Below are 14,380 nucleotides of genomic sequence, written 5' to 3'. Positions count from 1 at the left end.
GCTGCTGAATGGGGCTGCGCTTGAGCCGGCGTCTCCTGGCTCTGACTCAGGGCGATCCCGCCGGGGTCGGCCCAGAGTTGACTCTCGCCGCCTGGAGGCAGCGTGAGGAGCGCTCCATTCCGCCATTCGCCTATCTCGGCAGCGCCACAGCGCTCGCCGAGCTGGCTAAGCAGCTCGGCCTCGATGTGCAGTTGCGCAATGTCGGCTGGGATGAAGCCGAAGCCTGCTTCGCGACCGCCCTGCCCGTGATCGAGCTCGATAATCGCTCGTCAGCACGTTCCGGGACGCCCGACCCGGCCAACGCCACCGGCGTGATCGAAGCGATCGAGCGCGGCGTCGAGGCCGTCGAGGCAGGACAGGCTGCGGCGCTCGTCACCAACCCCATCGCCAAGAGCGTGCTCTACGCTGCCGGCTTCAAGCATCCCGGCCATACCGAATTCCTGGCGGAGCTGGCGGGCCGTGGCCGGGGCACGGTACCGCGGCCGGTGATGATGATCTGGTCGGAAAAGCTCGCCGTCATTCCGGTCACCATCCATATCCCGCTGGAAGCAGTGCCCAAGCAATTGACGACGGAGCTGATCGTCGAGACCGGCCGGATCGCCGCCGCGGACCTGCAGCGCCGCTTCGGCATCGCGCGCCCGCGGCTGGCGCTGTGCGGCCTCAACCCGCATGCCGGCGAAGGCGGGGCGCTCGGCAAAGAGGATGCGGCGGTCGTCGCGCCGGCGGTCGTGCAGTTGCGGGCGCTCGGCATCGAGGCGAGCGGCCCCTATCCGGCCGATACATTGTTCCATGCGCGGGCGCGCGCCGGCTACGACGTGGCGCTCGGCATGTACCACGATCAGGCGCTGATCCCGATCAAGACGATCGCCTTCGACGAGGGCGTCAACGTCACGCTCGGTCTGCCCTTCATCCGGACCTCGCCGGACCACGGCACTGCGTTCGACATCGCCGGCAAGGGCATCGCCCGGCCGGACAGCCTCTGCGCGGCGCTGAAGCTTGCGGCCCGCATGGCCGTGGCCGAAAGCAGGGCTCCCACATGAGCACCACCTCCCCGGACGGGCTGCCGCCGCTGCGCGAGGTGGTGGAGCGCCATGGGCTGATGGCGCAGAAAGCGCTCGGCCAGAACTTCCTGTTCGACCTCAATCTGACCGGCCGGATCGCGCGGTCCGCCGGCCCGCTGGATGACCAGACCATTGTCGAGATCGGTCCTGGCCCGGGGGGACTCACCCGCGCCCTGCTGGCGAACGGCGCAGGCCGGGTCATCGCCATCGAACGCGACCGGCGCTGCATGCCGGCACTGGCCGAGATCGCGGCTCATTACCCCGGGCGGCTCGAGGTCGTCGATGGCGACGCGCTCGCCGTCGACCTCTCCACCCTGCTCGCCGGCAACCAGGCCCGGATCGTCGCCAACCTGCCCTATAATATCGGCACGCCGCTGCTCGTCGGCTGGCTCAGTGCCGAGCCCTGGCCGCCCTGGTGGACCTCGCTGACGCTGATGTTCCAGCGGGAGGTGGCCGAGCGCATCGTCGCGACGCCGGAGCAGCGCGCGGCTTACGGCCGGCTCGCCGTCCTCGCCAACTGGCGCTGCGAGACCAGGATCCTGTTCGACGTGCCGAAGACCGCTTTCGTCCCGCAACCCAAGATCACCTCGTCGATCGTCCAGCTGGTGCCGAGGCAGCATCCTGAACCATGCGATCGGCGGCTGCTCGAACGGGTCACGCTCGCCGCCTTCGGTCAGAGACGGAAGATGCTGCGCCAGAGCCTCAAGGCCGTGCTCGCCGAACCAGCGGCGATGATCGAAGCCGCCGACCTCTCGCCAACCATGCGGGCGGAGGAGGTCTCGGTCAGCGGCTTCGTCGCTCTCGCCAACGCGCTGGCGTCGGCACAGCAAGGCTGATCAGCCGACCTTCTCGGCCAGCAGGGTCTCGACGAAAGCGGCCATGCCGACCGCGCGACTGCGCTTCAGCCGCTCGGCCGCCAGGATCGAACGAACCGATTCATAGGCGGCGCCGAGATCGTCGTTGACGATGACGTAATCGTAGACGCTCCAGCGCGCGATCTCGTCGCGGGCATTGTCGAGCCGGCGCGCGATCACCTCCGGTGCATCCTCCGCACGCCGAACCAGCCGCGAGCGCAACTCGGCCATGGATGGCGGCAGGATGAAGATCGCGACGACGTCCTCGCGCGCCTTCTCGAGTATCTGCTGCGTGCCCTGGTAGTCGATGTCGAACAGCACGTCGCGGCCGGCCTTCAACGCCTCCTCGACGGGCTTGCACGGCGTGCCGTAGCCATTGCCATGGACCTCGGCCCACTCCAGCAACTCATCGCGCTGGCGCAGCAGGTCGAAGGCATCGCGATCGATGAAGCGATAATGGACACCGTCGATCTCGGAGGGGCGCTTCCCGCGCGTCGTCACCGAGATCGAGAGGTCGAGATTGGTTTCCTTCTGCGACAAGGTCCGGGTCAGCGTCGACTTGCCGGCTCCGGATGGCGACGACAGGATCAGCATGAGGCCGCGGCGGGCCGGGCGGGTAGAATCGGCCATCGCCATCACTCCACGTTCTGGACCTGCTCGCGCAGCTGGTCGACGGTCGTGCGCAATTCGAGCCCGATCCGCGACAGGCCGGGATCGCCCGCCTTGGCGCAGAGCGTCGAGGCCTCGCGACCGAATTCCTGCGCCAGGAAATCGAGCTTGCGGCCGATCGGCCCGCCTTGGGCCAGCAGTTCGCGAAGCGCTGCGACATGGGCGTGGAGCCGGTCGATCTCCTCGCGGATATCAGCCTTGACCGCCAGCAGCGCAGCTTCCTGATGCAGGCGCTGCGGCTCGAAGGCCTTGCCGGTCTCCATCAACGCAGCGACCTGTGCCGCGAGCCGTGTGCGGACCGCCTCGACACTGCGGGCCGGGTGATTCTCGGCTTCGTTGGTCAAGCGGGCGATGGTGCTCAGATGGCCGGCGATGATCGCCTCGAGCGCGCGCCCCTCGGCAAGCCTCGCCCGCTTCAGCGCCGCGATCGCCTCCGCCAGCGCCGCAAGCACCGGCTTTTCGAGCTCGCTGAGTGCATCGCCGCTCTCCTCGGAGACCTCGACCACGCCGCGGATCGCGAGCAGACCGTCGAGCGTCGCCGGAGCGATGCCGGAGGGCAGCTTCACCTGGCTTGTAGCGGCGATCAAGGCAGCGAGGGCTTCCTGGTTGATGCGCGGGCGCGGAGCGGCGGCTTCACTGGTGATGGCGAGGCTGACATGCAGGGTGCCGCGTGCGAAGGCGGCCGAGAACTGCTTGCGGGCGGCTTCCGAGAAGCTCTCGAAGCCGGTCGGGGCACGGACGCGGACATCGAGCCCACGGCCGTTCACGCTACGAACCTCCCAGGCGAAGACGTGCGCCCCGGACGTGCCGGCCTCGCGCGCAAACCCCGTCATGCTCTCGATTGCCATCGGCCGCTGTCTTTCCTCTCGCGTTGCGCGCGGACCCTATTCAGGCCCGGCAAAGTCGACAAGCGCGAGATGTGGAAAGGTCGATCAAGGCTTCAGCGGCGGCACCTGCTTGGGGCTGTTGAGGTCGAAGGTCTTGTTCAGCAGTGGATCCCGGGTCGTGCCTTCGGAGGCGTCGAAGGCGCGGGCCCGTGTCCCGGCCGACCCCGCTGCCGCGCCAGCCTGCACGGGTTGGCCCGCCGCCGCGCGGCGGTTGCCCGGGACGGGGAAGCTCTCCGGCTCGGACGCCGTCGCGGCTTGACCGTCCGCGCGCACCGTGGCCGGTGCTTCGGTGCGCTGATCGGTCGCCGGCGGCGGCTCGGCCCGATCGACGCCGCCATCGGCCGGCGGGCGGCCGGCTTCGCGACGGGCCGACTCGACCTGGCGCCAGCGCGCGACATTCCGGTTGTGCTGCTCAAGGCTCTCGGCGAAGGCGTGACCGCCGCTGCCGTCCGCGACGAAATAGAGGTCCTTGGTCCGCGAATGGTTGACCACCGCCTCCAGCGCCGCGCGGCCCGGATTGGCGATCGGTCCTGGCGGTAGGCCTTCGATCACATAGGTGTTGTAGGGCGTCGCCTGGGTGATCTCAGGGCGCGTAATTCCGCGTCCGAGCGTGCCCTTGCCGCCGACGAGGCCGTAGACGATCGTCGGGTCGGATTGCAGCTTCATCTTGCGGTTCATCCGGTTGATGAAGACGCCTGCGACGCGCGGCCGCTCGTCGGCGCGACCGGTCTCCTTCTCGACGATCGAGGCGAGGATCACCAGCTCCTGCGGCGTCTTGATCGGCAGGTCCGCCGGGCGCTTGGCCCAGACCTCGTTGAGGATGCGGCGCTGGTCGCGCGTCATCCGGTCGACGATGGCCTGGCGCGTCGAGCCGCGCTGGAACTTGTAGGTGTCAGGCAGGATCGCGCCCTCGCGCGGCACCTGGATGATGTCACCAGAAAGGAGATCGTTCTGCTGCAGACGGGCGATGATCTGCTCGCTGGTCAGGCCCTCGGGAACGGTGATCGAATGCTCGACCGCCTTGCCCTCGGCGATGACGTCGAGAATCTCCTTCTGGCTGGCGCGCGCCTTGAAGAGGTATTCGCCGGCCTTAAGGCTGGCGGCCTTGCCCGAGGTGAACGCAGCGACCTTGAAGGTCCAGGGGTGCTCGATCATGCCCTCGCGCTGCAGCAGTTCGGCAATCTCGGTCACCCCGTTCTCTTTCGGGATGATCAGGACGCGATCAGTGGCGAGCGGTCCCGGGGCCTTGCTGCGGCCGTCGAGATAGACAATGCCACCGCCGACAGCGCCGGCGAGGATGAGAGCCGTCGTGAACAGCCCGCTGAGCAGGGCGATGAAGGGCGACCGCCGCCGCTTGCGTACCTTCGGCGGCGGGGCCGGCGGCGCGACAGGCTTCAACGCCTCGTTTGGACTCCTCGGCGCGACGCGAGGCGGTTGACTCATGATGCTTTCGCCCGATTCCCTGACATCGCGACCGGCAGTGCCGGCGTCGATCCGATCTAGAGCCCGTTCCGATCAGCTTGCACCGCAAACTGATCGGAAAAACGGTCTCTAAACTCAAAGTAAGAGACGGATTCACCGATCAGATTGATCCCAATCTGATCGGATCCGGCTCTAGTGGCAATGCCGGCCGCATACTGGCACGACGGCGGCGACAGGCTAGCGAAAATTGTGGCGAAAGCGCGCTTCTCGTCAGTCGGCGAAGCGGCGCATCACAAGCGAGGCGTTGGTCCCGCCGAAACCGAACGAGTTCGACAGGGCGATGTCGACCTTCCGCTTCTTCGCCTTATGCGGCACAAGATCGAGCTCGGTCTCGACGGAAGGGTTGTCGAGATTGATCGTCGGCGGCACGATCTGGTCGCGGATCGCCAGCACCGAGAAGATCGCTTCGATCGCGCCGGCGGCGCCGAGCAGGTGACCGGTCGCCGACTTGGTCGAGGACATCGCCGGCCGGTTCGGAGCGTTCGCGAGCAACCGCTCGACGGCGCGCAGCTCGATCTCGTCACCGACCTGCGTCGAGGTGCCGTGGGCGTTGATGTAGTCGACGTCCGAGGCGCGCAGGCCAGCCCGCTTCAGTGCCGCCTGCATGCAGCGATAGGCGCCGTCGCCATCCTCGGAGGGCGAGGTGATGTGATAGGCGTCGCCCGACATGCCATAGCCGATGATCTCGGCATAGATGCGCGCGCCGCGCGACTTGGCGTGCTCCAGTTCCTCGAGCACGACGACGCCAGCGCCCTCGCCCATGACAAAGCCGTCGCGATCCCTGTCATAAGGGCGCGAAGCCTTCTCGGGAGTCTCGTTGAAGCCGGTCGACAGGGCTCGGCATGCACAGAATCCTGCAATACCGATACGGTTGACTGCAGATTCAGCGCCGCCGGCCAGCATGACCTCGGCATCGCCGAGCGCAACCATGCGGGCCGCATCGCCGATGGCGTGGGCGCCGGTCGAACAGGCGGTGACGACCGCGTGGTTCGGTCCCTTCAGGCCGTGTTCGATCGAGACATAACCGGCGGCGAGATTGCTGAGACGGCCTGGAATGAAGAAGGGTGAGAGCCGGCGCGGCCCGCGCTCCTTCAGCAGCAGCGAGGCCTCGTAGATGCCGCCCAGCCCGCCAATGCCGGAGCCGATGGCGACGCCGGTCGCGATCTGGTCTTCGTAGCTTTCGGGCTTCCAGCCGGAATCCCGCAGCGCCTGAGTCGCCGCAGCCATGGCGAAGATGATGAAATCATCGACCTTGCGCTGCTCCTTCGGCTCCATCCAATCGTCAGGATTGAAGGTGCCGTTCGAGCCGTCGCCGCGCGGGATGCTGCAGGCGATCTGCGCCGGCAGGTCGGACACGTCGAAAGTAGTGATCGGGCCGGCGCCACTTTCGCCAGCCAGAATGCGCGACCAGCTCGGTTCGACCCCGCAACCAAGCGGGGTCACCATCCCCAGTCCGGTGACGACGACACGTCGCATCGGTCTTCCTCAATTCAGTCTCGGCGCGCTGGAGCAGGGTGCGAAAAAGTGGGAACCGGTTTTTCGCATGAATCCTGCTCCAACTTTTGATGAGCGACGGATTCAGATTTCAGTTGGAATCGCCTTGCGTTTCCAACTGAAATCATCCGGCTCCAGCGCGCCGGAACCAAGGCCTTGTCAGGCCGACTTCGACAGGAACTTGACCGCGTCGCCGACGGTCACGATCGTCTCGGCCGCGTCGTCGGGAATCTCGACGCCGAACTCTTCCTCGAAAGCCATGACCAGCTCGACGGTGTCGAGGCTGTCCGCACCGAGGTCCTCGATGAAATTGGCGCCTTCGACAACCTTCTCCGGCTCAACGCCGAGGTGCTCGATCACGATCTTCTTCACGCGCTCGGCGACATCGCTCATGGGTCTTTCCCTCAAACTTCGAAAACACACCGCTGACAGCGACGCGTGGTTGAAAACTGATATCCCGGCACGGACCTTCGCCTGACGGCGAACCACTCCGGGAGTTCATGGCTGCACAAACGCAACAACCGGGCCGGCGTCAAGTCCCAAGAGTGCCGGTCGGCGCTTGGCCGGCTGGGTCATTAACATACTCGTAATAGGCTGGCGAGAGCGCAGGCCCTACCTTTAGACGAGTGAAAATCCCGATCTAAACAGCTCAGATCATTGCCATTCCGCCGTTGACGTGCAGGGTCTGCCCGGTGACGTAACCCGCTTCCTCGCTGGCGAGATAGGCAACTGCAGCGGCAATGTCCGCTCCCTTCCCGAGCCGCCCCATCGGAACGTCGGAAAGAATGCCCTCGCGCTGCTTCTCGTTGAGCACTTCTGTCATCGGCGACTCGATGAAGCCGGGCGCGACGACGTTTACCGTGATGTTGCGGCTCGCCACTTCCGCGGCAAGCGACTTCGACATGCCGATCAGCCCGGCCTTGGAAGCAGCATAATTGCCCTGCCCTGGATTGCCGCTCGTGCCGACGACGGAGCCGATCGAGACGATCCGGCCATAGCGTCGGCGCATCATGCTCTTTACGGCCGCGCGCGAGAGCCGGAAGGCCGCGGTGAGGTTGACGGCGAGCACGAAGTCCCAGTCCTCGTCCTTGAGGCGCATGAAGAGATTGTCGCGGGTCACGCCGGCATTGTTGACGAGGATGTCGAGCCCCCCCAGCTTGGCTTCTGCCGCCGGCACCAGCGCCTCGACCGAATCGCGGTTGGACAGGTCACAAGGCGTGACTTCGGCCCGCTCGCCCAATTCCTTCGCTAGCGCCTCCAGCGCCTCGACCCGCGTACCGGACAGGGCGACGGTCGCGCCCTGGGCGTGGAGCCGCCGCGCAATGGCGCCGCCGAGGCCGCCGGTGGCGCCGGTGACAAGCGCCTTCTTTCCCGTCAGATCGAGCATAGTGCCTCCCTTATCGCCGGCTGTGTTGCCGTTCAGCCCTTCTGGGCCTTGTACGCCGCGATGTCGTCGGGCGAACCGATCGACGTCGCCGTGGTTCCTGCCGCAACGCGCTTGACCAGGCCGGCGAGCACCTTGCCGGAGCCGACCTCGTAGAACTGGGTCACGCCGGCTGCCGCCATCGCCTCGACGCATTCGCGCCAGCGTACGGTACCAGTGACCTGCGCCACCAGCGAGGCACGGATCGCGGCCGGGTCGGTCAGCGGGGCGGCGCCGACATTGGCCATGACGGGCACGACCGGCGCCTGCATGGTGACCTCGGCGAGCGCGGCCTGCATCGCGTCAGCCGCCGGCTGCATCAGTGCGCAATGGAAGGGCGCGGAGACCGGCAGGAGCATGGCGCGACGCACGCCGCGCTCGCCGGCAAGCGCGATGGCACGCTCGACCGCCGCCTTGGCGCCCGAGAGCACGACCTGACCACCGCCATTGTCGTTGGCCGCCTCGCAAACCTGCCCCTCTGCAGCATCGGCTGCGATCGCGCGGGCCTGATCGAGATCGACGCCGAGCAACGCCGCCATCGCCCCCTCACCCGCCGGTACCGCCTTCTGCATGGCGTCGCCGCGGACGCGCAGCAGCCGTGCCGCATCGCCGATCGAGAAGGTGCCTGCCGCAGCCAGCGCCGAGTATTCGCCGAGCGAGTGGCCGGCGACGAAAGCGGCATCATTTTTCAACGAAAGACCCGCCTCGGCTTCGAGCACGCGAATCGCAGCGAGGCTCACTGCCATCAGCGCCGGCTGTGCGTTTGCCGTCAGGGTCAGCTCCTCGGGCGGGCCTTCCCACATCAGGGTAGAGAGTTTCTGCGCGAGCGCGGCATCGATCTCGTCAAAGACGGCCCGCGCCACCGGGAAGGCTTCGGCGAGCGCCTTGCCCATGCCGACGACTTGCGAACCTTGCCCAGGAAAGATGAAAGCCGTCGCCATGTCGCAATGGTCCTGAAGATCACGCCGGAGGCCGACACGAAAAGCTGGTTTTCGCCTTTTCGCACCCGGCTCTTGGTTGACAGTTCGGGCGCACTCGCACCGTGCAGCCGGCCAAGTCAAGGCATGGGGGCTCGAAATCCCGACTTGAGCAGACGTTTTTCGGTGTTTTCAGCTTGCAAGACGCCGCGTCCCACTGTAACGACCGCCTCGGTTTGTTCGGCCGGAGGCTGAACGGACGGCGAAGCGATTCTCCAGGAAGCGTTTCGCAGGTTCCTCGTTGTTCGAGGGCCGCCGTCCCGTGTCTCCGCCTTCGAAGAAATCCTGTCGGGCCTTTATCCAGGGCTCGGAGGGCTCCGCGTCGGACGAAACCGGTGAACGAAGAAAGGCCACTTATGGCATTGTACGAGCACGTTCTGCTCGCGCGGCAAGATGTCAGCGCGCAGCAGGTCGAGGCCCTTGTCGAGCAGTTCAAGGGCATCATCGAGGCGAATGGCGGTTCCGTCCCCAAGGTCGAGTACTGGGGTGTGAAGTCGCTGGGCTATCGCATCAAGAAGAACCGCAAGGCGCACTACTCGCTCCTGAACATCAACGCTCCTGCGGCCGCCGTGGCCGAGATGGAGCGCCAGATGCGCATCAACGAGGACGTGCTGCGCTTCATCACGATCCGCGTCGAGGAACTCGAGGAAGCTCAGTCGGTCATGCTGCAGAAGCGTGACCGCGACGAGCGCAGCGATCGCTTCGATCGCGGCCCGGGCGGCGATCGTTTCGACCGTGATCGCGGCCCGCGCCGCGAGCGTCCGCGTCGTGAAGACGAAGCCACCGAAACCGTTGCCGGGGAGGCCTGAGCATGTCGACTGCATCTGCCGGCGCCCGCCGCCCCTTCTTCCGCCGTCGCAAGTCCTGCCCGTTCTCGGGCGAGGGCGCGCCGAAGATCGACTACAAGGATGTGCGCCTGCTTTCGCGCTACATCTCCGAGCGCGGCAAGATCGTGCCGTCGCGCATCACGGCCGTCTCGGCCAAGAAGCAGCGTGAGCTCGCCCAGGCGATCAAGCGCGCCCGCTTCCTCGGCCTGCTGCCCTACGTCATCCGCTGAGCGGATGAGGATTTCCCCGGCGGCGCCCAGCGCCGCCGGGTCTTCGATTTGACATGACTTGGTCGCCAGGCGGTGAAAACCCGTCTGGTATGTTGAGGCGATAGCCTCTCACCCTGCCCTTTCGAGCAGCGGGACAGCAGGACGGATATGCTCCCTATCGTCGGCATCGGCGCCGGGCTGGTCTCAGCCCTTCTGTTCACAGTGGTGATCACCGGATCGCCGCTGGCGCTGCTGTTGTCCTATGTCGCACCGCTCCCGGTCTTCATCGCAGCGCTCGGCTGGAATCATCGCGCCGGACTCGTTGCGGTCGCCGCCGGCACGCTCGCCGTCACGGTCGTGCTGAAGCTCTCGCTCGGCCTCGCCTTCGCGATCGGCGCGGCGCTGCCGGCCTGGTGGATCGCCTATCTCGTTTTGCTCGCCCGCGATGACGGCAACGGCAACGGCGAATGGTATCCGCTCGGGCGCCTGCTCGTCTGGATCGCTGCCGTCGCGACGCTGGTGACGGTTGGCGGCGCACTGGCTATCTCGACCGATTTCGAGACCTATCGCAATGTGATGGCCCGCGGGCTGCAGCTCGTGCTCAGCGGCAGCGAAGGCATCGGCCCGGTCATGCGCCTGCCGCCTGGCGTCGATGCCGGCGAACTTGCATCACGGCTCACACTCCTTGTCCCGGTAGCGGCCGGCGCGTCCTTCGTGCTGATGATCGTCGCCAATCTCTGGCTGGCCGCGAAGGCCGTCCAGCTCTCCGGCCGGCTGCCGCGGCCTTGGCCTTTCATCCCCTCGGCGCGCCTGCCGGCCACGGCGGTAGCCGGGCTCGTCGGCGGGATCGTGCTGAGCCTCATCGGCGGCTTCGTCGGTCTCGCCGGAGCGGCCCTGGCCGGGGCGTTGCTCGCAGCCTTCGGCCTTGCCGGGCTCGCCGCCGTGCACGACCTCAGCCGCGGCAAGGCCTGGCGGACACCGACCCTGTTCGCGCTCTACCTCGCATTGTTGATCATGCTGATCACCGTCTTCCCGTTCCTTGCGCTGCTCGGCATCGCCGACGCGCTGATCGACCTTCGCCGGAGGAAACCACCGGCGTCGCCTGCTGCCTAAGAAACCAACGCCTATCACGAACTCTCAAGGAGAAGACCCATGGAAGTGATCCTGCTCGAACGCGTCGCCAAGCTCGGCCAGATGGGCGAGACCGTGCGCGTCCGCGACGGCTATGCCCGCAATTTCCTCCTCGCCCGCGGCAAGGCCCTGCGCGCTACCGAAGAGAACAAGAAGCGCTTCGAAACCCAGCGCGCCCAGCTCGAGACCCGCAACCTCGAGCTGAAGCACGAGGCCGCTTCGGTCGCCGAGAGCCTGAATGGCCAGTCGGTGGTGATCCTGCGCCAGTCGGGCGAATCCGGCGTGCTCTACGGCTCGGTTTCGACCCGCGACATCGCCGAGGCGCTGAGCGCCGCTGGCTTCTCGGTCGACCGCAACCAGGTCACGCTCAACACCCCGATCAAGACGCTCGGCCTGCACACCCTCCCGGTCGTGCTGCACCCGGAAGTCTTGGTCACCGTCACCGTGAACGTCGCCCGCTCCGCCGAGGAAGCCCAGCGCCAGGCCGCCGGCGAGAACGTCACGGCCCGCGAAGAGTTCGATCTCGACGATCTCGGCCTCGAGGTCGGCGCGGCACTGGCCGAAGCTGGCGACAACGACGACCGCTGAGCGCTTCCAGACGCTTACCCGAGTCAACGGGCGCCGTGGCAACACGGCGCCCTTTTTCATGCGCTGTGGACAGCGGGGTTGAGTCAGTGCTATTCATGATGTTCTTATTTTGTTCAGGTTCATGACTCGCCGGCGTTGACCTATCCAAAACCATGTCCAGCGCCACCGCCCTCGTCGCCCGCCTCGACACCAGCCGCGAGGCAAACTTCCGCGTCCAGCCTCACAACATCGAGGCGGAGCAGGCGCTGCTGGGCGCGATCCTGGTCAACAACGACGCCTTCTATCGCGTCTCGGACTTCCTGCTGCCCGACCATTTTTTCGAGGAGCTGCACCGGCGCATCTTCGAGATGACGGCGAGCCTGATCCGCGCCGGCAAAATCGCGACGCCGATCACGCTCAAGACCTTCATCGGCGAGATCGACCTCGGTGGCGTCACGGCGTCGCAATACCTGGCCCGGCTTGCGGCCGAGGCGACGACGGTCATCAACGCCGGCGACTATGGCCGCACGGTCTACGATCTCGCCATCCGCCGCCAGCTGATCGGCGTCGGCGAGGAGCTGGTCAACGTCGCCTATGACGCGCCGGTCGAGATGGCGCCGCGCGAGCAGATCGAGGATGCCGAGCGCAAGCTCTATGCGCTCGCCGAGAAGGGCCGCTACGAGGGCGGTTTCCAGAAATTCGACGGAGCGCTCCGGCTCGCTATCGATATGGCCGCCAGCGCCTTCCAGCGCGCTGGTGGCCTTTCGGGCATCTCGTCAGGCCTGCGCGACCTCGACCAGCGCATGGGCGGCCTGCAGCGCTCCGACCTGATCGTGCTCGCTGGCCGCCCGGCGATGGGCAAGACCTCGCTCGCCACCAACATCGCCTTCAACATGGCCAGGGCCTGGCGTGGCGAACGCCAGGAGGATGGCACGCTCAAGTCGGTCGACGGCGCCATCGTCGGCTTCTTCTCGCTCGAAATGTCGGCCGACCAGCTCGCCACCCGTATCGTCGCCGAGCAATCCAGCATCTCTTCCTACAAGATCAGGCAGGGCCGCATCACCGAAGCCGACTTCGCTCGGCTGACCGATGTCGCCGCCCAGATCGAGAAGCTGCCGCTCTATATCGACCAGACCGGTGGCATCTCGATCGCCCAGCTCGTCGCCCGCGCCCGAAGGCTGCAGCGCCAGAAGGGGCTCGACATCCTGTTCATCGACTATCTCCAGCTGCTCTCCGGCTCGGCCAAGAACGGCCAGAACCGCGTGCAGGAGCTGACCGAGATCACCACCAGCCTGAAGGCGCTGGCCAAGGAGCTCAACGTCCCGATCGTCGCGCTCTCGCAGCTCTCGCGACAGGTCGAGAGTCGCGACGACAAGCGCCCGCAGCTCTCTGACCTGCGTGAATCCGGCTCGATCGAGCAGGACGCCGACGTGGTGATGTTCGTCTACCGCGAGGAGTATTATCTCAAGGGGAAGGAGCCTCGGCCGGGCACCGACGAACATAACAAGTGGCAGATCGAAATGGAGGCAGCCCATGGGCTCGCCGAGCTCATCATCGGCAAGCAACGCCACGGCCCGACCGGAACCGTCGCCCTGCAGTTCGACGCCGACGTCACGCGCTTCTCCGACAGGGCTGACCAGAGCCACCTACCAGAGCGCCTCGAATGAACGCCTTCGATACTCCTGAAAACGCTGGCCACGGTGCGCTGCTGACCATCGATCTCGGCGCGCTCGCCGCCAATTGGCGCATGCTCCGCCAGCGCGCCGGGACGGAAGCGTCGGCCGTGGTCAAGGCCAATGCCTACGGCCTCGGCATCGAGCCGGCCGTCACCGCGCTCGCCAGAGCCGGCTGCAAGACCTTCTTCGTCGCGCATCTCTCGGAAGCGGTGCGCGCCCGCGCCGTCGCGCCGGATGCGACGATCTATGTGCTCAACGGCCTCGCGCCCGACAGCGGTGGAACTTTCGCCGAGCACGATCTTTCGCCGGTGCTGGGCTCGCATGAGGAACTGCTCGAATGGGCCGGCTTCCGACAGAGCGGCGCCAAGGTCAGGCCGGCAGCGCTGCATGTCGACACCGCCATGAACCGCCTCGGGCTGTGGCCAGGCGAAGGGCTCGACCTGGCGCGCGAGAAGACCGGGGTGATCGCCGCAGCGGGAATCGGGCTGGTGATGAGCCATTTCGCCTCTTCCGAGGTTGTCGATGATCCGGCCAATGCCCGGCAGATCGCCGCCTTCGCCGAGATCGCCGAGGCCTTCCCCGGCATGCCGGCATCACTGCTGAATTCCTCCGGTCATTTCCTGCCGAACTGCCCGTCCTATCAGCTCACCCGGCCGGGCTATGCGCTCTACGGCGGCAATCCGACCCCCGGAAAGCCGAACCCGATGCGGCCGGTCGTTGGGCTCGAAGCCCGGATCATCCAGCTGCGCGAGGTCCAAGGCGGGATGCAGGTTGGCTATAACGGCACCTGGACGGCGAAGGGCCGGAGCAAGCTCGCCACCATCTGCCTCGGCTATGCCGACGGCTATCCACGCAATGCCAGCTGGACCGATCGTTCGCAGGGCGGCTCGGCGCTGGTCGGCGGCGTGCGCTGCCCCTTCGTCGGCACGGTCTCGATGGACCTGATCATCGTCGACGTGTCCGACGCGCCGACCGATGCAGCCGTGCGCGGCGCGCCGGTGACGCTGATTGGCGGCGAGCTCGACCTCGAGGCCGTCGGCGCCGGCGCCAAGACCATCGGCTACGAGATCCTGACCAGCCTCGGCCGCCGCCATGCGCGGCACTATGTCGGGCTCTAGGCCGT

General features: G+C 66.7%; 15 protein-coding genes. 8 read left to right on the top strand and 7 right to left on the bottom strand.

Features of this window, described 5'->3' with window-relative positions:
- Positions 1–8 precede the first annotated feature (8 nt).
- Both pdxA and rsmA read left to right on the top strand, forming a co-directional pair.
- Positions 9–1,040: a 4-hydroxythreonine-4-phosphate dehydrogenase PdxA gene (pdxA, locus tag B6S44_RS11435; RefSeq protein ID WP_129157018.1), complete on the top strand. Its 1,032-nt coding sequence runs from the start codon at positions 9–11 to the stop codon at positions 1,038–1,040.
- On the top strand, positions 1,037–1,897 hold the full coding sequence (rsmA, locus tag B6S44_RS11430; protein WP_129157017.1) for a 16S rRNA (adenine(1518)-N(6)/adenine(1519)-N(6))-dimethyltransferase RsmA: 861 nt from the start codon (positions 1,037–1,039) through the stop codon (positions 1,895–1,897). The genes pdxA and rsmA overlap by 4 nt, the downstream gene beginning before the upstream one ends.
- On the opposite strand, the gene gmk is transcribed toward rsmA, so the two are convergent.
- The 7 genes from gmk to fabD form a co-directional block, all read right to left on the bottom strand.
- On the bottom strand, positions 1,898–2,551 hold the full coding sequence (gmk, locus tag B6S44_RS11425) for a guanylate kinase (RefSeq protein WP_129157016.1): 654 nt from the start codon (positions 2,549–2,551) through the stop codon (positions 1,898–1,900). It lies immediately after the preceding gene.
- Positions 2,551–3,432: a YicC/YloC family endoribonuclease gene (locus B6S44_RS11420; RefSeq protein WP_129157015.1), complete on the bottom strand. Its 882-nt coding sequence runs from the start codon at positions 3,430–3,432 to the stop codon at positions 2,551–2,553. The genes gmk and B6S44_RS11420 overlap by 1 nt, the downstream gene beginning before the upstream one ends.
- Before the next feature lie 84 nt (positions 3,433–3,516).
- Complete coding sequence (mltG, locus tag B6S44_RS11415) at positions 3,517–4,914, bottom strand: endolytic transglycosylase MltG (RefSeq protein WP_129157014.1); 1,398 nt, start codon at positions 4,912–4,914, stop codon at positions 3,517–3,519.
- A 249-nt stretch (positions 4,915–5,163) separates the two neighbouring features.
- A complete protein-coding gene (gene fabF, locus B6S44_RS11410) occupies positions 5,164–6,429 on the bottom strand; it encodes a beta-ketoacyl-ACP synthase II (RefSeq protein WP_129157013.1) in 1,266 nt (421 codons plus the stop codon).
- Positions 6,430–6,606: 177 nt separating this feature from the next.
- Positions 6,607–6,840: an acyl carrier protein gene (locus B6S44_RS11405; protein WP_043236751.1), complete on the bottom strand. Its 234-nt coding sequence runs from the start codon at positions 6,838–6,840 to the stop codon at positions 6,607–6,609.
- Positions 6,841–7,096: 256 nt separating this feature from the next.
- Positions 7,097–7,834 (bottom strand): 3-oxoacyl-[acyl-carrier-protein] reductase, encoded by a 738-nt coding sequence (fabG, locus tag B6S44_RS11400; RefSeq protein WP_129157012.1) that lies wholly within the window; start codon positions 7,832–7,834, stop codon positions 7,097–7,099.
- Between the two features lie 32 nt (positions 7,835–7,866).
- Entirely contained in the window at positions 7,867–8,811 is a 945-nt protein-coding gene (fabD, locus tag B6S44_RS11395) for an ACP S-malonyltransferase (protein WP_129157011.1), read from the bottom strand.
- Between the two features lie 392 nt (positions 8,812–9,203).
- Here fabD and rpsF point away from each other — a divergent pair, with 392 nt between their 5' ends.
- The 6 genes from rpsF to alr all read left to right on the top strand — a co-directional run bounded on the left by rpsF (position 9,204) and on the right by alr (position 14,375).
- A complete protein-coding gene (gene rpsF / locus B6S44_RS11390; protein WP_129157010.1) occupies positions 9,204–9,656 on the top strand; it encodes a 30S ribosomal protein S6 in 453 nt (150 codons plus the stop codon).
- Positions 9,657–9,658: 2 nt separating this feature from the next.
- Complete coding sequence (rpsR, locus tag B6S44_RS11385) at positions 9,659–9,904, top strand: 30S ribosomal protein S18 (RefSeq protein WP_038367644.1); 246 nt, start codon at positions 9,659–9,661, stop codon at positions 9,902–9,904.
- A 147-nt stretch (positions 9,905–10,051) separates the two neighbouring features.
- Entirely contained in the window at positions 10,052–10,996 is a 945-nt protein-coding gene (locus B6S44_RS11380) for a DUF2232 domain-containing protein (protein WP_129157009.1), read from the top strand.
- Between the two features lie 39 nt (positions 10,997–11,035).
- Complete coding sequence (rplI, locus tag B6S44_RS11375) at positions 11,036–11,602, top strand: 50S ribosomal protein L9 (protein ID WP_129157008.1); 567 nt, start codon at positions 11,036–11,038, stop codon at positions 11,600–11,602.
- 152 nt (positions 11,603–11,754) lie between these two features.
- A complete protein-coding gene (locus B6S44_RS11370; protein WP_129157007.1) occupies positions 11,755–13,248 on the top strand; it encodes a replicative DNA helicase in 1,494 nt (497 codons plus the stop codon).
- A complete protein-coding gene (gene alr / locus B6S44_RS11365) occupies positions 13,245–14,375 on the top strand; it encodes an alanine racemase (RefSeq protein WP_129157006.1) in 1,131 nt (376 codons plus the stop codon). The genes B6S44_RS11370 and alr overlap by 4 nt, the downstream gene beginning before the upstream one ends.
- Positions 14,376–14,380 lie beyond the last annotated feature (5 nt).

It is taken from the genome of Allobosea sp. Tri-44 (assembly GCF_004123845.1).
Classification (GTDB): domain Bacteria; phylum Pseudomonadota; class Alphaproteobacteria; order Rhizobiales; family Beijerinckiaceae; genus Allobosea.
This window is presented reverse-complemented; position numbering and strand designations above follow the sequence as displayed.